Here is a 25244-nt window from a genome sequence, read left to right as displayed (position 1 = left end):
TTACAGACTGAATTCTTCTCTGTACTTCTTTAAAGCTTCTTTAAGAATTTCAGCACTTCTTTTTAAATCTTCTTCTTTCAGAACGTAAGCAATTCTTACCTGCTTTTTACCTAATTCAGGATCGCTGTAGAATCCTCCTGCAGGCGCCACCATGATGGTTTCGTTATTCAGAGAATATTTCTCAAGCAGCCACTGAGCAAATTTTTCAGTATCGTCTACCGGAAGTTCTGCAACACAGTAGAAAGCTCCTCTCGGCTTAGGGCAGATTACTCCAGGAATAGCGTTTAAAAGATCTACCAATACATTTCTTCTGTGGGTATATTCTTCTCTTACGGCTCTGATATAAGGACCGTCATTCTGGTGTGCTGCTGTTGCTGCAATCTGTCCTAAAAGAACCGGGCTTAATCTTGCCTGTGCAAAAAGCATCGCCGCATTACGGATCTTGTTGGAACGTGTCACCATACATCCGATTCTTACGCCACACATAGAGTAACGCTTGGATTCTGAGTCAATGATGATACAGTTTTCTGCTAATTCAGGGAAATCAAGCATTGAGATCTGTTGTTTTCCATCATAAACGTACTCTCTGTATACTTCATCAGAAATGATTACGATATCATATTTCAACGCAATTTCTGCCAGTTTCTGAAGTTCCTCACGGGTATAAAGATATCCGGTAGGGTTTCCAGGGTTACAGATAATGATTGCTCTTGTTTTTTCTGTAATTTTTTTCTCGAATTCTTCAACAGGTGGCAAAGCAAAACCTGTATCAATTGTAGAAGGAACCGCTACTACATTCACATCAAATGTGCTGGTGAACCCGTTGTAATTGGCATAGTAAGGCTCAGGAATAATCACTTCATCCCCTTCGTCGCATAAAGTAGAAATGGCAAAGTTCAGGGCTTCAGAACCTCCGTTGGTAACAATAAAGTTATCAGGAGTAAGATCGGAGAAGCCTAAAGAATGGTAGTACTCTGTAAGGGCTTTTCTGTATTCAATATTCCCTTCAGAAAGCGCATATTCCAATACTTTTAAATCGATGTTTTTTAAAGCATTTAAAGCTGTTTCCGGAGTTTCAATATCAGGCTGTCCGATATTAAGGTGATATACTTTTATTCCTTTTTGTTTTGCTTGTAACGCAAAGGGAACCAGTTTTCTTACCGGCGATGGCGGCATATGCAGTGCTCTGTTTGAAATATTCGGCATTGTTCAAAAAATTTGTATGACAAAAATAGGATTTAATTTCTCAATAATAAAATTAAGAGCCAATTAAGAAGAAGTTCACTCCTTTTTTATATTCTCTTTAGAATCTGCTTATTTTAATGGTTTTTGATGTTGATATTCTATCTATTTTAAATAAATGTTGATTTTTTATTAAAAATAATAATTTTGTATTGTTATTTTTCCTAAATTTCGCCACAAATGTGATTAAAATGGTAATAAATTTATTTTCTAGAGTGGTGCCTGCCGCTGCTCTATTCTCGGCCAGTGTAATGATGGCTCAAAATTTTCAGACAATGCCGGTTTCTTCAGGGTATACGGCAGACGTAATTGCTAATGGAATAGGTTCCTCAACAGTTTCAACAAACAATGATGTAGATGGTGTTTCTTACGCTTTTGTAGCTAAAGATTTCCAGCTAACTTCCACAAGTGCAGCCATTACGTATGGTATTCCTGTTGACGGGGTTATCAATTCTGTAGTGGGAGCCACTCCGGGATTAAGCTTTCAGCTGGCAAGTTTAAATGCAAATAATTCTTTACGATTAGCTGCTATAAATGATGTCGGGACTCTGGCATTTACAACACCCAAACCTGTAACTAAACTGTATATGCTTGCTGTGAGTGGAAGTGGTACTTCTACGGTAAGTGCAGTGGTAAATTTTACAGATGGGAGTTCGCAGACGTTTTCAAGTATCAGTCTAGCGGATTGGTATGGAGGATCTAACTTTGCTATTCAGGGAATAGGAAGAATTAAAAAACCCGGGGCTACTCCAGGTGCTGGTGATGATGTTCCTTCTCCTGAGGGGGGAACGAACCCAAGGTTATATCAGATTGAGCTGGCAATAGATGCTGCCAATCAGGTAAAACCAATACAAAGTGTAACTGTTACCAAAGCTAGTGGTTCAGGTTTACCTAATATTTTTGCTTTTTCAGCAGATGTATATTCAGACTGTGCTCCGCCGGTATTGCAGGCAGTTTCAGGAATCACAGCTAATTCTGCTTTAGTTTCATGGACAGGTAGTGCTGCCAGTTATGATGTATACCACAGTACCTCAAATACAACACCATCAAATTCCGTAACTCCTACTTATCCCGGAGTAGCAGGAACAAGCACAACGATAGGCGGTCTTAATTCAAATACTACCTATTATTATTGGGTAAAATCCAACTGTAATACTGCAACGAGCCAAAGTGTATGGTCTTTTGCAGGAACATTTAAAACGGCTTGTTCTACTTTCACGGTTCCATATACAGAGAATTTTGATACAACAAGTACAGGTTCCTCATCCAATACCAATGCTCCAAGCTGCTGGGCATATCTGGAAAGTGCATCATTTGCAGGTTACGGCTATGTAGCAGCCTCCAATAGTTATTCAGCACCTAATTCTTACTATATGAATAACTCAAGTGGAACTACAGGTAGCCAAATGTTGGTTGCACCTCCTACGATCAACCTTTCAGATGGTACGAAGCGTGTGAGATTTTATGCAAAAGCGGGGGGAAGCAATTATACATTGTTAGTGGGAACACTATCAAATCCTGCTGATCCCAATTCTTTTACACAAATTGGAGCTCCTATTGCTTTAACAACCACCCACAGCCAATATACGGTTAATATTCCTGCAGGCACCGATTTGCAGTTAGCATTTAAACATGGTTTAGGAGGTTCTTCACGTTCTATTTATATTGATAATATTACCGTTCAGGAAATTCCTTCCTGCCTTGAACCAACGGCACTTACGTCATCAAACGTAACAATGAACTCAGCAACAATCGGTTGGACAGCACCAGCTTCAGTTCCTGCAAACGGATACGAAGTATATTACAGCACAACCAATACAGCTCCTGATGCTACAACGGTATTGAATGCTACCAATTCTGTAACTTCTACTACTATTTCTGCGCCATTGAGTTCATTATCTGCTGATACGAACTATTATGCATGGGTAAGATCTGTATGCAGTGCCAGCGACAAAAGTATCTGGAGTGAAGTTATTGCATTCAGAACAGGGTATTGTCTGCCTTCATCCACTTCTCAGAATTCATGGCTTTCTGATTTCAGTTCTACAGGAGGACTTGTCGACATGGCTTATTCGTCAGGTTCAAGTGTTGCAGGCGGGTATCAAAACTTAACTACAAGCAATAACAAAATAATCAATGCTCCGGGATCCAGTACTTCAGTATCTTTTACTGCCGGCGGTCCTACATGCGGAATCGGGGTTTGGGTAGACTGGAATAATAATTTGACTTTTGAAGCTTCAGAGAGAATGTTTGTTACCAACACTTATATTACAAGTACTTCGGGATCTATCACTGTACCTGCAGGAACACCTCTGGGAACTTATAGAATGAGAGTGGTGACTGATTATAACAGTACAGCACCTTCAAACCCTTGTACTGCTATTTCAAGAGGAGAATTTATTGATTTTACATTTGAAGTAGCTACTTCTTTATCAACTTCTGAAACGAATTTGAAGAAAAAAGAAGTGAGTGTATATCCTAATCCTTTCAAAGATGTGCTTCATATTGCAGACATCAAAGATGTTAAATCTGTAACAGTTACGGATGTAGCAGGAAGAGTAGTGAAAACTATTGACAATCCAACTAATGAACTTCAGTTAGGTGAATTAAATACCGGTTTATACTTAGTAACGATGAACTTTAAAGATGGTTCAAAATCAACAGTAAAAGCCATTAAAAAATAAAATTTTTTGAGTTAATAATTTCTGTAGGCAGTTGCATTCGTGTAGCTGCCTTTTTTGTGATTAGTTTAACTTGCTTTTTTTTTAATATTCCGGTTTTTAAGAGGTAAATTATTTCTTTCTTTAGAGATTTATTATTGAGAATAAGTAAATAATATTCATTACATGTTTTTTAAATGTTAATAATTTTAGTTTTTTTTCAGCTATTTTTTACAATTTAAGTCGATATGTAATTTATTGTTTTGTGAAATAGCTTTTTTATTAGTGGTTTTTTACTTTTGGACTATATAAACACAAAAACCTCTCACTATGAAAAAAAAACTATTTTTAGAAAAGCTTTCATGTCTTGCTGTATTCTCTACCGCTGTAATGCAGGCTCAGAATTATCAAACCATGCCGGTTTCTTCAGGCTTTACAACCGATGTCATCGCTAACGGGATGGGTTCTTCCATGATGAGTACAAGCAGTGATGTAGATGGAGTTTCTTACGCTTTTGTAGCTAAAGATTTTCAGTTGACACCCACAAGCCCAGCTATTACGTACGGTATTCCTGTTGATGGCATTATCAACTCTGTAGTTACAACAACTCCGGGACTTAGTTATGTTTTAGGAAACTTAAATGCGAATAATTCATTAAGACTGGCTGCTGCCAATGATAGCGGAACTCTTACGTTTACAACTCCTAAAGCTGCTTTTACATTGTATATGCTTTCAACCAGCGGTAGTGGAACATCTAAAGTGAATGTAACAGTTAATTTTACGGATGGAAGTAGCCAGGTATTTTCCAATATAAGTCTTTCTGACTGGTATGGAGGATCCAATTTTGCCATCAAGGGAATTGGAAGGATTAAAAGAACTTCAGATGGTTTAGAATCCAGTACTTCGGATCCAAGATTGTATCAAAATGCATTGGCAATAGATGCAGCCAACCAGGCGAAACCAATACAAAGTGTGATGATAACCAAAGCAAGTGGCTCGGGCTATCCTAATATTTTTGCTTTTTCAGTAAACGAAAATACGCAGCTTAGTACCGCTGAAGCAAATGGTCTTAAAACAAGAGATATTTACCCGAATCCTTTTAAAGATGTTTTTCATATTAGTGATATAAAAGGTGTTAAAACTATAACGGTTACAGATGTGGCAGGAAGAGTAGTAAAAACTATTGACAATCCAACTAATGAACTTCAGTTAGGTGAATTAAATAACGGTTTATACTTAGTAACGATGAACTTTAAAGATGGTTCAAAATCAACAGTAAAAGCCATTAAGAAATAATATTTTTTGAGTTAATAATTTCTGTAGGCAGTCGCATTCGTGTGGCTGCTTTTTTGTGATAATTTTCTAAAATAATTGTATTTTAGAAAAAAATAAAAAAATGCAGATTCAGTCAGTTTCTATAGAAGATTATATCTCAAAAATTCCTGAAGAAAGACAGGAAGCTTTTAAAAAGCTTTTTGATACCGTGAACAATAATCTCCCGAAAGGTTTTGAAGAAGCCACCAATTACGGGATGATTGGTTGGGTAGTTCCTTTGGCAACATTTCCTGCAGGATACCACTGCGCGCCCGGGACACCGCTGCCATTCATCAATCTCGCTTCCCAGAAGAATTTTATAGCATTGTACCATATGGGGCTGTATTCAACACCGGAACTTCTCGACTGGTTTGTGGCAGAATATCCTAAACACTCTAAAAAGAAACTGGATATGGGAAAATCCTGTGTACGCTTCAAAAAAGCAGAAGATATTCCTTTTGAGCTGATCGCAGAACTCAGCAAAAAAATGACTGCAGACGATTGGATTAAAATTTATGAATCACAGTATAAGAGATAAAAAAAGTCCTGAAATCTATTTGATTTCAGGGCTTTTTTTATGCTGGAGGCTTGAAGAATGAAGCTGGAAGTAATATTTGTGTTTTTAGAATTACTGATTGCCATTTGATAATTTTTTGAGTTTTTAAAAATTATTGATATTTATATACAATTTTACATTAATACTGCTACCCTCTGTCATTCTGAATGTAACGTAGTGAAATGAAGAATCTAAGATTTACATGGGATTTATCCTTCGTCAGAATGACAATGGTGTAAAATTGTATATAGTCACCAGACTAATAAAATGATTTTCATCTATCCATCGATCTCCAGAAACCTCCGTCCTCCAGCTTTTCATCTTCCAGTTAAAAACGAATATCCCAGATCCCGGCTTTCCGTTCAAGCTCAATCAAAGCAGCTGCATTGTCTGCAAGAGCCTGATAGTAATCTTTTCGAACATTATTATAGGTTCTCTGGGCATTCAGAACTTCAAGGATAGAGCTTTCTCCTCTTTTGTAGCTGTAGGTAATCCCTTCCAGAATACTTTGTGCTTCTGAAAGCATGCCGTTATGGAATTGTTTGAGCTGTTTCTGAGTGGCTGTATATTGTTGATAGGCCTGCATTACTTCAGCTTTTATACCTTGCTCAATTTGTTTGTATTCAACTTCAGCCTGCGAATGAGCCATTTCTGCTATTTTCAACCCGGCATTTCTCCTGTTAGAAAATTTTAAAGGAATACTAATACCCATTTTTACAGCATTTACAGTGGGGGAAGGAGCAATTTCGTTAGTAGCCTCGGTATGACGTTCTGCTCCGGCGCTGATGCCAAGATCTATGACCCGGTTGGCTTTTTCAAGATTGATCTGGCTTTTGGCAACTTCCGTATTTTGTTTGGCTGCCAATAGATCTGCTCTTTCATTCAATGCCTGAAGAATCAGATCATCAATGCTGAAATCTCTGTTGAAGGTATTAAAATCTCCGGCAACAGCTCTTCCCGTTATTTTGCCGTCTCCCAGGAATATTGACAAACCGGTGATCGCCTGTTGTGCTGCACTTTCTGCCTGATATACCTCATTAAGCAAAGAAGCGGCTTCCAGTTTACTCTGTTTGGAAGTGACTAACGTTATCGTTCCTAATTTGTAACGGATACTGTCAGATTTTGCGAGTTGCTGCATATTTTGATAAGAATCCTGCTGTACTTCAAGCAAAGCTTTGGATTTTAAAGCATCAATATATCCTAAACTGGCATCTGCACGGAGATTCCTGAAAAAATCCTGCAACTGTATTTTGCTTAGTTCAGATTGGTTTTTGGCCAGATTAACACGAGCTTTTCTTTTTCCACCCAGTTCAAGTGTCCAGCCGATGGAGGCTCCATAGACATACCCCATATTCTGATTCACTCCGTTATTGTTGGTTTCCATTTCCAGTTGAGGGTCAGGAAACATATTAGCAGTTTGGATAGCCGCTTCGGCCATACTTACGTTATATTTCTGCGAAGCGTAACCAAGATTCTTATTTCCCACAAGACTCAGGTATTCTTCAAATGGTAAGACCTCTTTTTCCTGTGCCTTCATGCTTGTAATACTAAACAATACTACAGATAATATGATGATTTGAACTTTAATTTTCATCTGATTCCAAATTTTGTTTTTCGCTTCGGCGTTCAGCCATAAAATAAATAGCTGGCAGCACGAATAGGGTTAAAATAGTAGAGAACATCAATCCATAGACGATTACAGTTGCCAGTGGACGTTGTACATCAGAACCGATTCCTGTGGCCAATGATGCCGGGAAAAGCCCGATTACAGCAACCGTTGCGGTCATCAGAACAGGTCTGAAACGGTCTTTTGCCCCTTTAATGGCAGCGTTTTTCAGTTCATATCCTTTTTTACGCAGGTCGTTGATGTGAGAAATCATAATGACTCCGTTCTGGATGGCAACTCCGAAGAGTGCGATGAATCCTACTGCAGAAGAAACATTCAGAGACATACCCCTTATATTGAGTGCCAGCATTCCGCCAAATAAAGCCAGTGGAACAATAGACATCAGAACCAAAGCCTGTCTGAAATCTCCAAAAGCACCATATAATAACAGGAACATAATAGCTAATGCCAATGGAACAATAAATGCCAGTCTGGAATAGGCTCTGTTTTGATTTTCAAACTGTCCACCCCATTTGATCTGGTATTTCTCGTGATCGTATTGGATCTCTTTTTCAATTTTATCCTGTGCATTTTTCAGGAAGGAAGAAAGATCAGTACCTCTAAGATTCAGCTTTACCGTAAGATGTCGTTTATTCATTTCTCGGGTAATGGTGCTTTCTCCGGTACTTAATTTCACTTCTGCGACCTGTGATAAAGGGATTTTTGCTCCTGAAGCTGAGGTCAGCATCAGGTTTCCGATTTTGTCAGGTGTGTCGCGGCTGTCTTCTGTATAACGGCATGAAATATCATAGACCTTATTGCCGATAAAGATCTGGGAAATGGCTTTTCCGCCTAATGCGACTTCAATAAGGTCGGCTACATCAGCTACATTCAAACCATACTGAGCGATTTTATCTCTGTTGGCAATAATCTGTAATTGAGGCAATGGCGGTTCCTGATCAATGGCAAGGTCTGCCGAACCCGGAATTTTATTTAAAGTAGACAATACATTATCTGCAATTCGTCTGGTTTCTTTGAAATCTTCCCCATACACCTTTACCACCAGTTCACTGTGGGCTCCGGAGATTTTGTCCATCACTCCATCAATCATAGGCTGTGAAAAACCTACAGTGAATCCCGGCATATCTTTATAATCAGCGGCGAGTTCTTTGATGAGGTCTGCTTTTGTTTTTCCTGCAGGCCATTCGCTATAAGGTTTTATTCCGACAGAAACTTCAAAATGGGAAGCCGTCCAAGGATCGGTACCGTCATCGTTACGTCCTGCCTGAACCATCATATAAGTAATTTCAGGATGTTTTAAGGTACGGGCACGTAAAGTATCACTCATTTCTTTTGATTTGGCTAAAGAAATTCCGGGAGGCAGCTGTACCTGAAGCCATATAGAACCTTCATCCAGCTCGGGAAGAAAATCTTTTCCAACATGCCAGGAGAGAATTCCGGCAGATACTAAGACAATCATAATAGGAATGATTACCTTTTTAGGAGTCTGCATTATTTTTTCAATACTTTTTCCATAGGCTGTGCTTAGCTTTTCCAGCCATTTATTATGATAGATTTTCTGTGGTTTACGATAGATCACATAAGCCAACCCGGGGATCAGAAGCAATGCTACGGCAAGTGCTCCTAATAATGCATATCCTACAGTAAAAGCCATGGGAGTGAATAATTTTTTCTCTACTCTTTCAAATGCGAACAGAGGCAGATAAGCCGTAATGATAATAATAGTGGAAAAGAAAATAGGCTTGGCCACTTCAATCACTCTTTGGGTAATGGTTTTTTCTTCCAATGTCTCTTCAGAATTTTCTTCTCGTTTCTTCAGAATGGTTTCCAGCATGACGATGGCTCCGTCTACAATGATTCCAAAATCAATAGCTCCCAATGAAAGCAGATTGGCGGGAATATCTGTGAACTGCATTAATATAAAAGCAATTAATAAAGAAAGCGGAATGGTAATAGCCACCAGTAATGCTCCGCGCCAGCTTCCAAGAAATACAATCAGTACAATAATAACCAATACAATTCCTTCGGTAAGCGTATGGGAAACGGTAGTAAGCGTTGTTTTGACAAGGTCTGTTCTGTCCAGAAAAGGATGGATCTTTACTCCGGGAGGAAGTGTTTCATTATTCAGTTCTTCAATAGCTTCATGAACCCCTTCTAATACTTGTGAAGGATTTTGGCCTCTTAATAAAAGTACGATTCCTTCTACACTTTCAGAATAATTGCGGTTTCTGTCGGTATAGCCAAGAATTCCTTTCCTTTCCAGATTTCCGTATTTCAATATTCCTACATCATTCAGGAAAACAGGAACTCCATTCTGGGTTTTGACTACAATTTTTCCAAGATCATCCAGGTCTTTTACCAAACCTATTCCGCGGATTACATACGCAAGATTTCCACGGGGAAGCATACTTCCTCCGGCACTCACATTATTTTTGGAGATTGTTTCTGTAACTTCTGACAAAGACAGTCCGTATTGTTCAAGCTTATGCGGATCAAGCTCAATCTGAAACTGAGTGGTAATTCCTCCGAAATTGGTGACATCAGCAATTCCTGAAACCTGTTTGATACGGGGAATAATCACAAATTTTTGTAAATCCGTAAGTTCCCGCAGACTATGGTTATTACTTTCGATAATATAACGGTACACTTCGCCGATAGGAGAGGTGAGAGGATCTAATCCGGGTTGTGCACCATAAGGAAGCTCCACATCTGTCAGCCTTTCCTGAATACGCTGTCGTGCCCAGTAATCGTCTATGCCATCATCAAAAACAATGGTAATAATGGAAAGGCCGAAAGTACTTTTGCTTCGCATCACATGCATTCCCGGAAGTCCGTTCAGAGATCTTTCCAACGGAATGGTAATTTGCTGTTCTACTTCTTCGGCAGCCAAACCCGGAACTTGTGTTACCACCTGAGAAGTAACATCGGCAATATCGGGATAGGCTTCAATGGATAGTCTGGTCCAGGAATAATATCCGAAGAACCCCAGCAAAAGGAAGAGAGCAAGCATCAGCCATCTCTTCTGTATAGAGATTGTTAGTAATTTCTTCATAGTTTTTCATTTACATTATTTCGCATCCAACATATAAATTCCTCCTTCAGTCATGATGGTTTCTCCGGTTTTTAATCCTGATATAATCCTTACTGTTTTCTGATCAGTTTCTCCTGTTGTCACGGGACGTTTTGCATATTGATTCTTACCTGTTTTTAACCATACATACTGGGAATCATCCTGCTGCATCAAAGCGGTTACAGGAATCATCACTGTCTTTTCCGGAGTTGTTGAAAAGTTGACTGTAGCGTACATGCCCGGCTTTAGCTTTCTGTCCGGGTTGTCACATTCAATAAGAACTTTGATACTTCGGGTATCTTCGTCTACAATTTCATTGATGTGGTATACTTTCCCGGTAATATTCCTGTCGGGATAGGCACTTACTTTTACAGAAACCTGATCTCCTTTTTTGACAAAACGGATGTCTTTTTCTTTTACATCACCGGAAATCCAGACTTTGGATAATTCTGCGATGATCATTACCGGATCTGCATCTCCTTTCAGATACTGGCCGTTGACAATTTTGTTGGAAATAATTTCTCCGTTAATGGGTGCTCTTACCACAAGAGGACTTCCTATTCCTCCTCCCTTACTGTTATAAACCTTCAAGGCAGAAGAAGCATTGGAGAGGGATGTTTTTTTATTTTTAAAATCAGTCTCTGCTTCGTCCAGTTCTTTCTGAATACCCACTCCGTGTTTTACGAGATCCTTCTGGCGTCTGTAATTTTTTTCGGCAAGCCGTACATCGTTCAGTGCATCGGTATAATCCTTTTGAACCGAAAAATAATCTGAGGAAAGGATTTCAAAAAGGGGACTTCCGGCAGAAACATTTTGTCCAAGCTGAATAAAAGATTTTGTAATTCTTCCGGAAAAAGGACTGGCAATTTCTGCATAATGATTGGGAATGGCCTGGATTGTTCCTGCTGAAACGACACCATCACTGTGCTCCTGTTCAGTAACGACCTGTGTTTTAATTTTTTTGAAAACAGGATGGGTTTCCGGAACGGTAACCTGATCATTTTTTAAGAGAAGATCCTGATCCTGCGGAGTTTCATTTTTGGAATTTTTACAAGAGGTAACAATTGTCAAAAGTACCATTGTTAAGACTGTTTTTTTCATATAAGTTATTTATAACCATTATTTATATCTATTAGATTCGCTGGCTGTAATTTTTGTTATTAAAGCCACTGCCCGAATTTTCTGATAAACCATTGCTTGACAAACTGGGTTAAAACACAATATCCTGTAAGAATTCCTATTAAATAAAGGAAATAGCTTAGAGGCAGAGGCTGCATTTTGAGATATACGGCCATTGGACTAAAGGGAATCAGAATTCCGATCAGCATGATTAAACTTGTTAATGCAACGACTGGTGTGGCGGCCCAGCTTTGGATAAATGGAATTTTTTTCGTTCTGATAATGTGAACAATCAAGGTTTGGGATAATAAACCTTCCACAAACCAGCCCGTCTGAAACAAACCTTGTTGTTCCGGAGTATTGGCTTTGAAGATAAAAAACAGAATTGCAAAAGTCACATAATCGAAGATGGAGCTCAAAGGACCTATGTACAACATGAACTTTTTAATACTTCCGGCATCCCATTTTTTGGGTTTTTCCAGAAAATCTTTATCCATTGTATCCCATGGGATGGAAGACTGTGATACATCATACAGTAAATTCTGGGTCAAAATCTGCAGCGGAAGCATGGGCAGAAACGGAAGCAATGCACTGGCCCCAATCATACTGAACATATTCCCGAAGTTGCTGCTGGCTGTCATTTTGATATACTTCACAATATTCCCGAAAGTTCTTCTTCCGTAGATTACGCCGCTTCGAAGAACCATCAGATCTTTTTCCAGCAAAATAATGTCTGCGCTTTCTTTGGCAATATCTGCTCCGGTATCTACAGAAATTCCCACATCTGCTTCCTTGATGGCTGCTGCATCATTAATGCCGTCTCCCATAAAACCAACGGTGTGACCTTTTGATCTTAATATTTTTACAATACGCTGCTTTTGTAATGGACTTACCTTTGCAAAAACAGAGTAGAGATCCATATCCTTACGAAGCTCATCATCACTCATGTGCTCCAGTTCATCCCCCAGCATAATGGTGTTGATAGGAATTCCTACATCATGACATATTTTTTTAGCCACAATATCATTATCTCCGGTCACTACTTTTACTTCTACTCCTAGTTTGTGTAAGGCCTTGATGCTAGGTTCTGCAGATGGTTTGGCAGGGTCGAGAAATCCCATGAATCCTGTAAGCGTAAGGCTATTTTCATCGGCCACAGAATAATTCAGTGGGTGATCACCATCAAATTCACGAATGGCAATCAATAATACACGAAGTCCTTCGGCATTCAATTTTTCGGACATTCTGATAATCTGCTGCTTCATAAGATCATCCAACGGAACACTATTGTCATTCTCAATATGCAGACTGCGATCTTCTCCGGGATCTAAGGCATATTGACATAAAGGAAGCATTTCTTCCACGGCACCTTTGCAGATCATGAGATGTTTTCCTTTAGAGGTATTCAGAATCACAGACATTCTTCTTCTTTCAAAGTCAAAAGGAATCTCATCCACTTTTTGATACAATTCATCAGCCCTCATCAGATTGTGAACTTCGGCATGATCCAGAACAGCCTGATCTAAGAGATTTTTGAGACCGGTTTGATGAAAACTGTTGAGGTAGCCCCATTTCAATACTTCATCGTCTTCAATACCTCGAACGTTGAGGTGGGTTTCCAGTAGAATTTTGTCCAACGTAAGGGTTCCTGTTTTATCCGTACACAGGATATCCATAGCTCCGATATTCTGGATGGCATTGAGTCTTTTAACGATCACTTTCTTTTTACTCATATTGACTGCACCTTTGGCAAGATTAGCCGTAACAATCATAGGAAGCATTTCAGGAGTCAATCCCACAGCTACAGCAATGGCGAACAATAAAGCCTGCATCCAGTCTCCTTTTACCAGTCCATTAATCAGGAAAATAATAGGAGTCATGATCAGCATAAATCTGATCAGCAGATAGCTCACTTTATTGACTCCGATATCAAATGCAGTCTCCGGTCTTTTAGAAGCCAGACTTCTGCTGATGCTTCCGAAATAAGTGAAAATACCGGTATTGGCTACAACAACTGTTGCTGATCCGCTCACGACATTCGTACCCATAAAACAGATATTCTGAAGACCGAAAGGATTACGGTATTGGGCATCTTTGATGGGAAGTGCATTTTTCTCAACCGAAAGGGCTTCTCCCGTAAGAATGGATTCGCTGATGAAAAGATCTTTGCTTTTAAGAATTCTGCAATCAGCCGGAACCATATCACCTGCGGACAGAATAATAATATCTCCGGGAACAATTTCAGTGATTTCTATTTCTTCGCTTTCATTGAATTTCCTTTTGGTGAGACAGCTTGTTTTTACCATCTTTTTTAAGGCTTCTGCCGCTTTGTTGCTTCGGAATTCCTGAATGAATCTTAAAACTGTACTGAAAAGCAGCATCACCGAAATAATAATACTGGTAGTGAAATCTTTTTCACCCACAGGGACAAGAATAGCATCAATGAATAATGAAATGATGGCAATGCAGGCCAGGATATAATTAAATGGATTGAAGAATGAATGCGCAAACTGTTTTACCCATGAGGACGCTTTTTGCGTAGCAATTTCATTCTTGCCATAAATTTTCAGACGGTCTTTTACAGTGTTTTCGCTGAGTCCTTCTTCTGAGGTTTCCAGCAGGGCATACACCATTTTTTCATTCTCGGCTGCAGCTTCTTTCAATTTTACAAGAGCTGCAGAATTGAGATTTTTGTTTGAAGATTTTTTTAACATTGCTTCAAGGGTTGTTTTTACTGTTACAAATCGTTTTCGGTACCTATAATTTCCCAGCTTACTTTGATGACTTTATCTTCAATTGTCAGTCTGCTGGCTGTTTTTTCCATGAAACTGTCCTGTGGAGTAGAAGCATGTACTTCTGCTGTAATGATGGCGTTTTCAGGCAGGCCATTGTCATCACTGGTAAGAGATTTCAGCAATACTTTATCATTTCCGCTCAGAGACTGCATAAGTTGTACACGGACGTGATTTTCCACTTCACTTTTGCACTTGATGCTGAGAAGATATTCTGTATAATGGTTTCTGCTGTTGATATTGTTCCCCAGCTTGACGCCTAAAGGTCGGAGGATGATATGGGTGAGGATAATAAATCCGCTGGTAATGGCTGCTTCCACGGGAAATCCCATAGCACTGAGAGCTCCTACAGATGCAGAACACCAGATGGTAGCTGCGGTATTGAGTCCTCTCACGGTGAGACCGTCTTTCATGATAACGCCTCCTCCTAAAAAGCCGATTCCGCTTACGATATAAGAGGCTATTCTGCCTGTAGCATCCCCTCCGATTCTGATAGAAAGAAGAACGAATGCTGCAGAGCCAAGACATACCAGGGTATTAGTACGAAGACCCGCACTTTTCTGGCGCCACTGTCTTTCAAAGCCAATGCTGGCACCAAGGGCAAATGCGGTAAGGAGACGAAGAGTAAATTCTAATGTAGTCATAACTTTTCCTTTTGTTATAAAGCTTTTCAGCTGTACGGGAAAAGTGGGTACAACTAAAGCTTTTAAGATTGATAATTACTGTAGGGATCTGAGTCCATATGCTTTATTTTTTACTGTGCAAAAGTAAAACTGACTGGTTTTTTTTACCGTTAGAAAAGCTTTAGAATGTTATTAGAAAGTCATTAGAGAAAATTTCTTTCTATTTTTTTGAAGATTCTGCAAGAAATAGGTATGTATTATATCCTATTAATATGTGTAATATGTGTAAACTGTACCCATGATAAGAGATAAAATTTCAATACATTTGGAGGCTGGTTTTTGTAGAGCGAATTTTACAATTTGCCATATGAAATAAAAGCTTGTTTAATCCCGGAGACTTCTTTCCAATATCTTTTGAATTATATATTTTAGAAATGAAAAAATCAAACTTAGCAATACCAGCTACGCTTTTAGCGATTATCTGTGTGCAGGGAGGTGCTTCCATTGCAAAGCAGCTTTTTCCTGCTATCGGAGCTATTGGTACGGTTACTTTAAGAATTGTACTTTCTGCGGTTTTGCTTACGTTGATTAACCGCCCGAAATTTTTACAATTCGACCGTCAGAAATGGAAATACTGTGCGATCTATGGAGTTGGATTGGCTGCAATGAATCTTATTTTCTATATGGCGATTCAAAGGATTCCGTTGGGATTGGCGGTTACGGTGGAATTTGCCGGACCTTTATTTCTTGCTTTGGCATTGTCCCGAAAGTTGTTAGATGTAATATGGGCATTGCTGGCTTGTGTAGGAATTCTGCTGATTGTTCCATGGAAAAGTGATCATGTAGATCTATTAGGACTAGGACTTGCCTTTCTGGCGGGGATTTTCTGGGCACTTTACATTATCATGGGTGGAAAAGTTTCCAAAATAATGGATGGAAAAGATGCGGTTACCACAGGGATGATTTTTGCAAGTCTTGTGATTATTCCTTTTACAATATGGGATGGAGCTGTTTTTAATATTACCCCGACGATTTTCATGAAAGGGCTTGGTGTAGCTATTCTTTCGAGTGCTTTACCCTTTTCATTGGAAATGATGGCCTTGAAAAAACTTCCTGCAAAGACTTTCAGTATTCTGATGAGCCTGGAACCTGCATTTGCAGCGCTTTCCGGATTGGTTTTTCTTGCTGAAGAATTATCTTTTTTACAGTGGATTTCTATTGCCTGCGTGATTACAGCGAGTATAGGGACGACTGTTTTCAATAAGAAATCTCTTTCTCATGATTGATGGAAATTTTAAACCATTAAGTTAATTAAGGTTTTAAGAAGCATTAAGATTCAAATAAATTTGAATGAAGCTTTTGATCCATTATTGGGTAATAAACTCTACCGTAAAAACCGTTTTATTCTGTTCTGATATCACAGAGATTTTTGCATGGTGAAGGTGAATAATTTTCTCAGTGAGAAATAATCCTATTCCGTGGCCCTTTTCCTGTCTGGACGTTTCGCTTCTGTAAAAAGGTTCGAAAATATGCTGTAAATCTTCTTTATCAATAGTATTTCCGGTATTGGTAAAATTGATTGTAAGAATTTTTGAATTGGTATTGACATCAATCAGGCAAGTATGTTCCGGTGAATATTTGCAGGCATTATCAATAAGATTGTTGAAGGCCACCTGAAGAAGATATTCATTTCCCTGAATGATAAGCTGATGCTCTTCTAAGGAATCTTCTATGTTCAGAGAAACTTTGTACCTTGAATTTTCTTTGGTGATTTTAGTGTAAGATTCCAGAAGAACTTCATCAAGACGTACTTCCGAAAAACTGATCTCATTGGGATCATAGCTTGCTTTGGCAAGATCCATTAAACTATTCGACAATTTTACCATATTTCGGGCATCTTCCAATGCATATTGGATGGTTTCCTGGTATTCTTCTTTGGTTTTATCTTTTTCTGAAGCCAGCTCCAACTCGGTAATAATGGCGGATAAAGGAGTTCTCAGCTCGTGGGATATATTGGAAACAAAATGTTTTTGCGAATCAAAAGAATTTTCAAGCCGTTCCAGCATTCCATTGAAATTTTGAGCAAGTTCATTCAACTCATCTTTTTCCTTTGTTGTTTTCAGACGCAATTGAAGTTTTCCGGCTGTAATTTTTTTAATCTGAATGACCATTTCACTCAACGGACTCAATGCTTTTTTGGAAAGAAATATTCCAGCCAAATAAATTAATATTAAAATAATGAAAAATGAAATAATACTGATGGTAAGAAGGTGTGTGAGATAATCATATCCGTATTGATCATAAGCTGCTGCAGTTACTGCATAAGTTTTTCCCTCATAATGGTAGGTCATCCCGATCACCTGCAAATCATTTAAAAAGAAATTGATTTTCTTTTTTTGGAATATCTGAGCAAGCATTTCCGGAGTCTCCTTTACATAATCTACCTTGGCATCATCATGATAAATCAATTGCTTATTGAAATTATAAATGGCAACCTGAACTTCATTTAATGTTCTGGTATTGTTTTTATAAAGCTTATGCATTTCCTGCTCGGGAAGTGAGCTTCGGAAAAATAAATCAGCCTTGGCAATCGCTTCGTTCTGAAGTTCGCTGTAAAAAGATTTTTCTCTGGCTTCTTTGGATGAATAATAGATCGAAATACTGTAAATACTTACAAGCATTGCAGTGATTAAGGTAAAAAGCAGGGTAAGTCTGGTTCTTATTTTCATCCCGATATTTTTAGTTTATCTCATTGATTTACTATACAGTACCTGATTCGTAATCTTTTTTCAGAATAAATCCCATCCCGGCTTTGGTGTGGATCAGTTTGGTTTCAAAATCTTTATCTATTTTCTTTCTGAGATAATTGATATACACATCAATAAAGTTAGTGCCCGTATCAAAATGGGTTTCCCATACTTTTTCCGCAATTTCAGTTCTGGAGAGAACCCTTTCGGAATTTTCCAGCATGAATTTTAAAAGATTAAATTCTTTTGGGGTTAATTTGATAGGCATTTGATCACGGCTCACGGTTTTCTGTTCCAGGTTCATTTCAATGCCTTCATATTTGAGAGCCAAAACTTTTTGATGTAACTGTTGTGAAAAACGTTTCAACAGTACTTTTATCCTTGCTACCAGTTCCCGCATTTCAAAAGGCTTGGTGAGATAATCATCTGCTCCGGCATCAAATCCTTCCAGCTTGTCATCAGTAGTTCCCAGTGCAGTAAGCATAATGACAGGAAGATTGGGTTTTAAAGTTTTGATCTCATGGCAAAATTCAAGACCATCTTTTTTGGGAAGAATAATATCGGTCACTACCAGATCAAAATTTGTCTGTAAAGCCAGTTTCAGGCCTGTGACCCCGTCATAAGCCGCAGTGACCTCAAATTCAGCTTCCTGAAATCCCTTTGCAATCAATTTTGAAAGCCTGTCGTCGTCTTCAACTAATAAAATATGGGGCATAAGATTCTTGGAATGTTTGGGTTGGTGTGAGGAATAGATCAATATTCCCACAAATGTAATGAATTCTATTTTGTAATTTTGGTATCGAAAAGTATAATAGAATGTCTGAATGTAAAACATTTTTTAGCAAAAGAATCAAAGAAATGATGGTTACTGGATGGTTGTCCTGTTTAATGGTTTTGTTGATCCAGTGTAATCATTCTTATCCAAGCAATGTTAAACTTAAAAATGGTGACCTTCTTTTTGTGACAGCCAAGGAATCGGGACTTTCCGGAGCAATTAATAATGTAACTCAAAAACAAAAGACAGCTTCATTTGATCACATAGGAATTCTGGAAAAAGAGGGCAACCGGATGTTTGTTCTGCACGCTGCTCCCAAAGGCGGTTCTCAGAAACAGGATTTGAAGGATTTTATTAAAGAGCAGAAAGAAGAAGGGCAGCAGGTGATTGTTTACCGTTTAAAACCGGAATATCAGAAAGCAATTCCTGAAGCCGTTAAAAAGGCTAATTCCATGTTGGGCAAACCATACAATTTCAATTATATTCTGGATGAACAATCCTATTACTGTTCAGATTTTGTAGAAAGATCTTTTCGGGCGGAAAATATTTTCAAACTGGAACCGATGACGTTTATTGATCCGAAAACAGGAAAAACGAATGCATTCTGGGAAGAATTTTACACCAAGAAAAATCTCAAAGTCCCTGAAGGAGAGCCGGGTTGCAACCCAAACGGACTGGCCGGTTCTGACAAATTGGAAAGAATAGGAAATTTTTAAATATAAGAAGAAGCTGAACAGGCTTCTTTTTTTTATGTTAAATTTTTAAAAATATTAGTCTACTAATTTGGTGGACTAATATTTTTTTATATTTTTGTCACAGATTTAAATGCAGAACGCAATATGATCTGACAATGTTTAACCCAAAAATGTTTAGCAATGATTACACCTAATCCCGGCCTGCAGGTTTTGCAAAATAAAATAAGCCTGCCTAAAAAAGAATTATTACTGGAAATAGAGTTGAATGGCAAAATGAAATTTGAACATTTAATGAATACCATCTATAATCAGTTTGGAATTTGCCATAGAGTGTTATCTGCTAATGTAGAGTACGTGAACGGATATAGTTTCGGTTCGGTACAGTTATATATTAATGTTAATTCAGATGATTTTCAGCAGCTTGAAGTCTATCTGAATAAAAATAAACTTATCAATACGACGGTAGAATATACCTGCAGAACCTATTTTTAAGTGAGATTCATATAGTTTTAATTACCAAAGTGTCCGGTTCTTTTACCGGGCACTTTTTATTTTTTACAAAAGAAGATGATAAATACATTAAAAAAGATCAATTGTTAACGGGGACAAAATTCCCCTCCTCTGGAGGGGTGGCGAAAATTCAAAGAATTTTTGACGGGGTGGTAAAACAAAAAAAGCGCTCAGATTATCTGAGCGCTTTTAAATGAAATTCTTTACTTATCCCTTTATTTAATACTTAAGATTAATAATTAATAAAGGTTTTCTTATTGATAACCCTTCGACAGGCTCAGGGTGACAGCCCTACTACCAACCGAAATTTTAAGTGTCGTCAGGCTGAGCCTGTCGAAGCTATTGGTAAATGGATTAGCTCAATAAAATAATTTTAAATTCTTTCGATGTCAGCACCAATAGCTCTCAGTCTTCCATCAATATTTTCATATCCTCTGTCGATCTGCTCGATATTGTGGATAATAGATTTTCCTTCTGCAGAAAGTGCTGCAATAAGAAGGGCGTTTCCAGCTCTGATATCCGGGGAAACCATCGTAGTTCCTCTTAACGGAGCTTCCTGGTTTAATCCGATTACCGTTGCTCTGTGCGGATCACATAAAATAATCTGAGCGCCCATATCGATTAATTTATCCACAAAGAATAATCTGGACTCAAACATTTTTTGGTGAACAAGGATACTTCCTTTCGCCTGAGTAGCTACTACTAAAATAATAGATAATAAATCCGGCGTAAATCCTGGCCAAGGCGCATCCGAAATCGTAAGGATAGAACCGTCAATAAATTTCTGAATTTTATAATGCTCCTGAGCAGGAATGTAGATATCATCACCGCTTTGCTCAAGCTCAATTCCTAATTTTCTGAAGGTATTCGGGATCACACCAAGTTGGTTCCAGTTTACATTTTTGATGGTGATTTCAGATTTTGTCATGGCCGCAAGACCAATCCAAGATCCGATTTCCACCATATCCGGAAGCATTGTGTGCTCTGTTCCTCTAAGGTAGTCAACCCCTTCAATCGTAAGAAGGTTGGATCCGATTCCTGAGATATTGGCCCCCATTCTGTTCAGCATTTTGCATAATTGCTGAAGATAAGGTTCGCAGGCAGCGTTGTAGATTCTTGTTTTTCCTTTTGCCAAAGCTGCTGCCATTACAATATTAGCCGTTCCGGTAACAGAAGCTTCTTCCAGCAGGATGAATTTTCCTCTTAATTCTTTAGCTTTTAAAGAATAGAAATATTCCTCTTCATCATAATTGAATTCAGCACCTAATTCAACAAGTCCCTGAAAGTGAGTGTCCAATCTTCTTCTTCCGATTTTATCACCACCCGGAGTCGGCATATACGCTTCTCCATAACGGGCAAGCATTGGTCCCATCAGCATAATGGATCCACGTAATTTTGCTCCGTCCTTTTTGAACTCGTTAGATTTAATATAATCAAAATTAACCTGGTCAGCCTTGAAAGTATAATCTCCCTGTCCGTTTTTAGTAATTTTTACCCCAAAATCTCCAAGAATTTCAATCAGTCTGTTCACATCATGAATATCCGGAATATTTTTGATTCTTACTTCCTCGTCCGTCAGAAGAACCGCACATAAAATTTGTAGAGCCTCATTCTTGGCTCCTTGTGGAGTTATTTCACCCTGCAGTCTTTTTCCTCCTCTTATTTGAAATGTTCCACTCATTATTTTCTGTTTTTATGATTGTTGTTATGCCTTCTCTTGTTAGGCTGGTTATTATTGTTTTTATTATTGTTGTTATTCCTGTTGTTATTGTTATTATTTCGGTTGTTGTTATTGCTTGTGTAATAGATTTTACTCTTTTCAAGAGAATCTATTCCGGTAAGATCCAACCTGTTTTCAGACAGTTCTTTCAGGTGGCGGAAAATTACATCATCCGTCACATGTTCTTTATTATAGACATTATAAGACTTCTTCATATTGTTGGCAATCACTTCGATAAGGGCTTCTTTTTCATCGCCCGTTTCCAGTTCGATTGCTTTTTCTATCAATTGAAGAATACTTTTTCCGTAGAACTTAAAGTCACCTTGAAGTTTTGGATATTCCATTCTTTTTGGTTTTTCTGCCAGTTCTTCCATTGTAGGGAAGGGATAAGGAGAATCTACATCCAGATCATGATTAGCAAGAATATAAAGATGGTCCCAAAGTTTATGTTTATAATTTTCCTCGTCGCGAAGTTGTGGGTTTCTCTGACCCATAAAATCGATGATTGCCATAGCCATTTCATTCCTTTCCTCTTTGGTAGGAAGTTCTTTGCAGCGCTCAACCAACTGTTGTATAATTCTGCCATATTCCGGCATATGAAGCTGAGTTTTTTGGGTATTGTATTCCATAGTATGCAAATATATGGATTAAAAGAAAAATTGTCTCGGGATTCTTAAAAATTTATGATTTTTTAATGAAAAAATTTGAATACCTTTCTTATTGATTTATTGTGGAAAATGAAAATATTTCCCTTTCATTTGAATTTGTTTTTAATAAAATCGTATCTTGTTTAATAGATTGATAATTAATTAAAGCGATGAAAAAAACAAACTTTTTCCTTTCCCTGCTGGCTTTAGCATTAGTAAGCTCATGTAGAACCAGTGATGAATTGACAACTGAACCTACCAGACAAGAAGAGGTTCACAACAAAACAGTGAATGTTACCCATCATGATGGACGCCCTTTCAGTACAGGAAACGGTTCCGGTTCTGCACAAAGTAAATTTACAGCCGGACCAGGTGGCGGAGTTCTGATGCAAGGTTTTTACTGGGATGTTCCGGAAGGGGGTAACTGGTGGAATACCGTTAAAGACAAATTAACCGCATGGTCTACCGCCGGAATTGGAGCTGTATGGTTACCTCCAGCATCAAAAGCTCAGAACGGGGCTTATTCTATGGGATATGATCCTACCGATTATTATGATTTTGGAGATTTTAATCAGAATGGAAGCACAGAAACCCGTTTCGGATCCAGAGCCGAACTGGAAGCATTGATTACCAAAGCGCATGCTGAAAATATGCAGGTGTATGCAGACATTGTAATCAATCACAACAGTGGCGGGCAGTCTGAAGCCAATCCTTTTACGGGAACGAATACCTGGACTAATTTTTCAGGAGTGGCATCAGGAAAATTTCAGAGAAATTATAATGACTTTTATAAAAATGCTTACGGAAATAATGATGAAGGGGCATTTGGCGGCTTTCCGGATTTATGTCATGCTAATCCTCATGTGCAGGACTGGCTTTGGGGAAGAGATGATTCCGTGGCAAAATATTATAAAAACGTGATGAAATTTGATGGCTGGAGATTTGATTATGTTAAAGGATTCGGGCCATGGGTAGTCAATACCTGGAATTCAAAAGTAGGAGGGTTTTCAGTGGGAGAATTATGGGATTCCAACGTCAATACATTAGAGTGGTGGGCAAATAATGCGAACAGTTCCGTATTTGACTTTGCTGCTTATTATAAAATGGATGAAGCCTTTGATAACGGAAACTTAAACGTTCTGAATGATGATATGATGTGGAAAAGAAATCCATACAAAGCAGTTACTTTTGTAGCCAATCATGATACCGATATTATTTACAATAAAATGCCGGCCTATGCCTATATCCTAACCCATGAAGGTTATCCGACCATTTTTTACAGAGATTATGAAGAATGGTTAAACAAAGAAAGACTGAATAATCTGATCTGGATTCATAATAATAAAGCTACCGGAACCACTTCCATTCTGTATACTGATAATGATGAATATATTGCAAGACGTAACGGCTATAACGGTAATCCCGGACTTGTTGTCTATATCAACACCTCTTCAAATTGGCAGGAAAGATGGATAGAAACAAACTGGAGCAGTCAGCAGATCAAAGATTTCACAGGAAACTCAAGCTGGTATCCAACCACTCAGGGAGATAAATGGGTGAAAATCCAATGTCCGCCAAATTCATATTCTGTGTGGTCGCTGAATTTATGAGTAATGAGCAATCGGTAATGAGTAATGGTAAATGATGAATGATAAAGCTGATAAGCGACTTTTATTTAGATTGTTTTTTATTAAACATTAAACATTAAACAAGAAAAACTATATGTCTTATTTATCATTCCGTAGAAATCTCTACAATGTATTATTTTTAATACTGCTCGTTGGAAATTTTTACGGAATGATATTTTTATATAAAGTTGAAAGAAAACTACACCTGAATAAACTTTTTCTTCTGATGCTGATCCGGTAAATAACATTTCTGATTGGCCAGTTTCATCCTGTTTCTTGAAATGACATCATACATCTTATCCCTTAAAAATGCAGGCATTATTTTCCCAATAAACGAAAGTTTATAAACTCCTCCCAGTAAATTGGCAATTTCCAGCACTGCTCTTGATTTGATCTGATAATACCGTCCGGGTTTCCAAAGATACATCGTATTGAAGACATTGGTTTCCAGCCCTCTTTCTGATAAAAACTGCTGTCCGAAATCAGATTGAAGAGAAGCAAACATGAATTGGTCTTTTTTGTCTCTCTCCAAAATCCATTGCACCCAGAAATTACAAACTCCGCAATCTCCGTCAAAAAAAACAATATGCTTATTTTTCCAATTTTCCATGACATTATTTATTAAACATGATTCCTCTTTCTGTATCTTCTTTCACTTTTTTGAAATATTGTACAAGATCTGTACGCTGCTCATCCGACAGTTTGGCATCCTGATGACCTAAATAATAAGATTCCAGCGGCATTTCTTTTTTCTCTACCATTTCTATACATTCCTCCAGTTTATGAAGCTGTCTTTTAGGTTCATATACTGCAAAGGTAGAAAAATTAAGATGTTTCCTGCCTTCATCAATATGATTTTTTACCCACCACGAAGTTGGGGAAATACTGCTATACCATGGATACGTGGTTTCATTGGAATGGCAGTCATAGCAAGACGTTCTGAGGGTACGGGCAATTTTTTCCGGCGTATTTTTAATTTTTATAAAGTCCATTCCCGGAGTAAGCGGTGGATTTGTTTTATCAATAGGGAAAAACTGGATGATGATAAAGGCAACAAGAATCACAACAATTATTTTTTTCATAGCAGATGTTCATATTTGGTCCATATAAAGGTAGTTAATTTATTTTTAGTGGGAGAAAGATGGAAGCTGAGAGAGGGAAGAGGGAAGTGCTTTTAGAAATTGCTGGAATAGCGTGGTTTTTCAGAAATGATCAAATTGTTTTTCATGAGGCGATTAAACTTCCTTCTTCCAGTCTCCAACTTTCTTTCCCCTTTAAAATTCTTACGTTGAGTAATTCTAAATTGGGCTATATACTGCTGTTTTTATTTAAGTTAATTTGAAAAATGACTAACTTAATACCACAATTATGTCTTGGTACTGTGCCGTTGAAAATATCAATATATAGTTTTTGACTATCATTGAAATAAAAATTAATAGATTGTATTTATCGATCAAACGTTGTAGGTTTGTCATGTTCTTACAACAGAAAATTGAAACTGTATTAATCAACATAAAAA

The 25244-nt window shown here is 38.0% G+C and carries 19 protein-coding genes; 7 read left to right on the top strand and 12 right to left on the bottom strand.

From position 1 onward, the window contains the following. Complete coding sequence (locus DDF69_RS08810) at positions 1–1206, bottom strand: pyridoxal phosphate-dependent aminotransferase (protein ID WP_110008033.1); 1206 nt, start codon at positions 1204–1206, stop codon at positions 1–3. Positions 1207–1433: 227 nt separating this feature from the next. Between DDF69_RS08810 and DDF69_RS08805 the strand changes: the two genes are divergently transcribed. The 3 genes from DDF69_RS08805 to DDF69_RS08795 all read left to right on the top strand — a co-directional run bounded on the left by DDF69_RS08805 (position 1434) and on the right by DDF69_RS08795 (position 5754). Next, a complete protein-coding gene (locus DDF69_RS08805) occupies positions 1434–3926 on the top strand; it encodes a GEVED domain-containing protein (RefSeq protein ID WP_114820457.1) in 2493 nt (830 codons plus the stop codon). A 306-nt stretch (positions 3927–4232) separates the two neighbouring features. Next, positions 4233–5198 carry a T9SS type A sorting domain-containing protein gene (locus DDF69_RS08800; RefSeq protein ID WP_114820456.1) on the top strand — a complete coding sequence of 322 codons (966 nt, stop codon included), beginning with the start codon at positions 4233–4235 and terminating at the stop codon, positions 5196–5198. Between the two features lie 100 nt (positions 5199–5298). After that, positions 5299–5754, top strand: a complete 456-nt coding sequence (locus DDF69_RS08795; RefSeq protein WP_114820455.1) for a DUF1801 domain-containing protein — start codon at positions 5299–5301, stop codon at positions 5752–5754. A gap of 346 nt (positions 5755–6100) precedes the next feature. Here the strand turns inward: DDF69_RS08795 and DDF69_RS08790 are convergent, their stop codons facing one another. From DDF69_RS08790 to DDF69_RS08770, 5 genes are read right to left on the bottom strand one after another with little or no spacing between them, the layout of a single operon-like run. Beyond that, positions 6101–7366 (bottom strand): TolC family protein, encoded by a 1266-nt coding sequence (locus tag DDF69_RS08790; RefSeq protein WP_114820454.1) that lies wholly within the window; start codon positions 7364–7366, stop codon positions 6101–6103. Then, positions 7356–10451 (bottom strand): efflux RND transporter permease subunit, encoded by a 3096-nt coding sequence (locus DDF69_RS08785; RefSeq protein ID WP_114820453.1) that lies wholly within the window; start codon positions 10449–10451, stop codon positions 7356–7358. The genes DDF69_RS08790 and DDF69_RS08785 overlap by 11 nt, the downstream gene beginning before the upstream one ends. Before the next feature lie 15 nt (positions 10452–10466). Next, entirely contained in the window at positions 10467–11570 is a 1104-nt protein-coding gene (locus DDF69_RS08780) for an efflux RND transporter periplasmic adaptor subunit (protein WP_114820452.1), read from the bottom strand. 59 nt (positions 11571–11629) lie between these two features. Further along, a complete protein-coding gene (mgtA, locus tag DDF69_RS08775) occupies positions 11630–14302 on the bottom strand; it encodes a magnesium-translocating P-type ATPase (RefSeq protein WP_114820451.1) in 2673 nt (890 codons plus the stop codon). Positions 14303–14325: 23 nt separating this feature from the next. Beyond that, positions 14326–15024, bottom strand: coding sequence for an MgtC/SapB family protein (locus tag DDF69_RS08770; RefSeq protein ID WP_114820450.1), 699 nt, complete (start codon positions 15022–15024; stop codon positions 14326–14328). 413 nt (positions 15025–15437) lie between these two features. Here DDF69_RS08770 and DDF69_RS08765 point away from each other — a divergent pair, with 413 nt between their 5' ends. After that, positions 15438–16289 carry an EamA family transporter gene (locus DDF69_RS08765; RefSeq protein WP_114820449.1) on the top strand — a complete coding sequence of 284 codons (852 nt, stop codon included), beginning with the start codon at positions 15438–15440 and terminating at the stop codon, positions 16287–16289. 81 nt (positions 16290–16370) lie between these two features. Here DDF69_RS08765 and DDF69_RS08760 read toward each other — a convergent pair whose 3' ends face one another. Continuing rightward, entirely contained in the window at positions 16371–17732 is a 1362-nt protein-coding gene (locus DDF69_RS08760) for an ATP-binding protein (protein ID WP_114820448.1), read from the bottom strand. Positions 17733–17763: 31 nt separating this feature from the next. Further along, the gene (locus DDF69_RS08755; RefSeq protein WP_114820447.1) at positions 17764–18465 is read right to left on the bottom strand and encodes a response regulator transcription factor; all 702 of its coding nucleotides are present in this window, start codon (positions 18463–18465) and stop codon (positions 17764–17766) included. Between the two features lie 143 nt (positions 18466–18608). On the opposite strand from DDF69_RS08755, the gene DDF69_RS08750 reads away from it, so the two are divergent. Both DDF69_RS08750 and DDF69_RS08745 read left to right on the top strand, forming a co-directional pair. Beyond that, positions 18609–19241 (top strand): YiiX/YebB-like N1pC/P60 family cysteine hydrolase, encoded by a 633-nt coding sequence (locus DDF69_RS08750; RefSeq protein ID WP_228411950.1) that lies wholly within the window; start codon positions 18609–18611, stop codon positions 19239–19241. Positions 19242–19400: 159 nt separating this feature from the next. Further along, positions 19401–19712, top strand: a complete 312-nt coding sequence (locus DDF69_RS08745) for an NIL domain-containing protein (protein WP_034695009.1) — start codon at positions 19401–19403, stop codon at positions 19710–19712. Positions 19713–20103: 391 nt separating this feature from the next. Here DDF69_RS08745 and murA read toward each other — a convergent pair whose 3' ends face one another. After that, a complete protein-coding gene (murA, locus tag DDF69_RS08735; protein ID WP_034695010.1) occupies positions 20104–21411 on the bottom strand; it encodes a UDP-N-acetylglucosamine 1-carboxyvinyltransferase in 1308 nt (435 codons plus the stop codon). Further along, positions 21411–22079 (bottom strand): DUF4290 domain-containing protein, encoded by a 669-nt coding sequence (locus DDF69_RS08730; RefSeq protein ID WP_034695011.1) that lies wholly within the window; start codon positions 22077–22079, stop codon positions 21411–21413. The genes murA and DDF69_RS08730 overlap by 1 nt, the downstream gene beginning before the upstream one ends. 188 nt (positions 22080–22267) lie before the next feature. On the opposite strand from DDF69_RS08730, the gene DDF69_RS08725 reads away from it, so the two are divergent. Next, positions 22268–23707 carry an alpha-amylase gene (locus DDF69_RS08725; protein ID WP_114820444.1) on the top strand — a complete coding sequence of 480 codons (1440 nt, stop codon included), beginning with the start codon at positions 22268–22270 and terminating at the stop codon, positions 23705–23707. Between the two features lie 217 nt (positions 23708–23924). On the opposite strand, the gene DDF69_RS08720 is transcribed toward DDF69_RS08725, so the two are convergent. Together DDF69_RS08720 and DDF69_RS08715 are read right to left on the bottom strand one after the other, a co-directional pair. Then, positions 23925–24335 carry a thiol-disulfide oxidoreductase DCC family protein gene (locus DDF69_RS08720; protein ID WP_114820443.1) on the bottom strand — a complete coding sequence of 137 codons (411 nt, stop codon included), beginning with the start codon at positions 24333–24335 and terminating at the stop codon, positions 23925–23927. A 4-nt stretch (positions 24336–24339) separates the two neighbouring features. Beyond that, positions 24340–24807 (bottom strand): heme-binding domain-containing protein, encoded by a 468-nt coding sequence (locus DDF69_RS08715; protein ID WP_114820442.1) that lies wholly within the window; start codon positions 24805–24807, stop codon positions 24340–24342. Positions 24808–25244: the final 437 nt, after the last annotated feature.

This window comes from Chryseobacterium sp. KLBC 52 (assembly GCF_003347605.1).
Classification (GTDB): Bacteria; Bacteroidota; Bacteroidia; order Flavobacteriales; family Weeksellaceae; genus Chryseobacterium.
The sequence above is the reverse complement of the archived record's forward strand: the minus strand, read 5'-3'. Positions and strand labels throughout refer to the sequence as shown.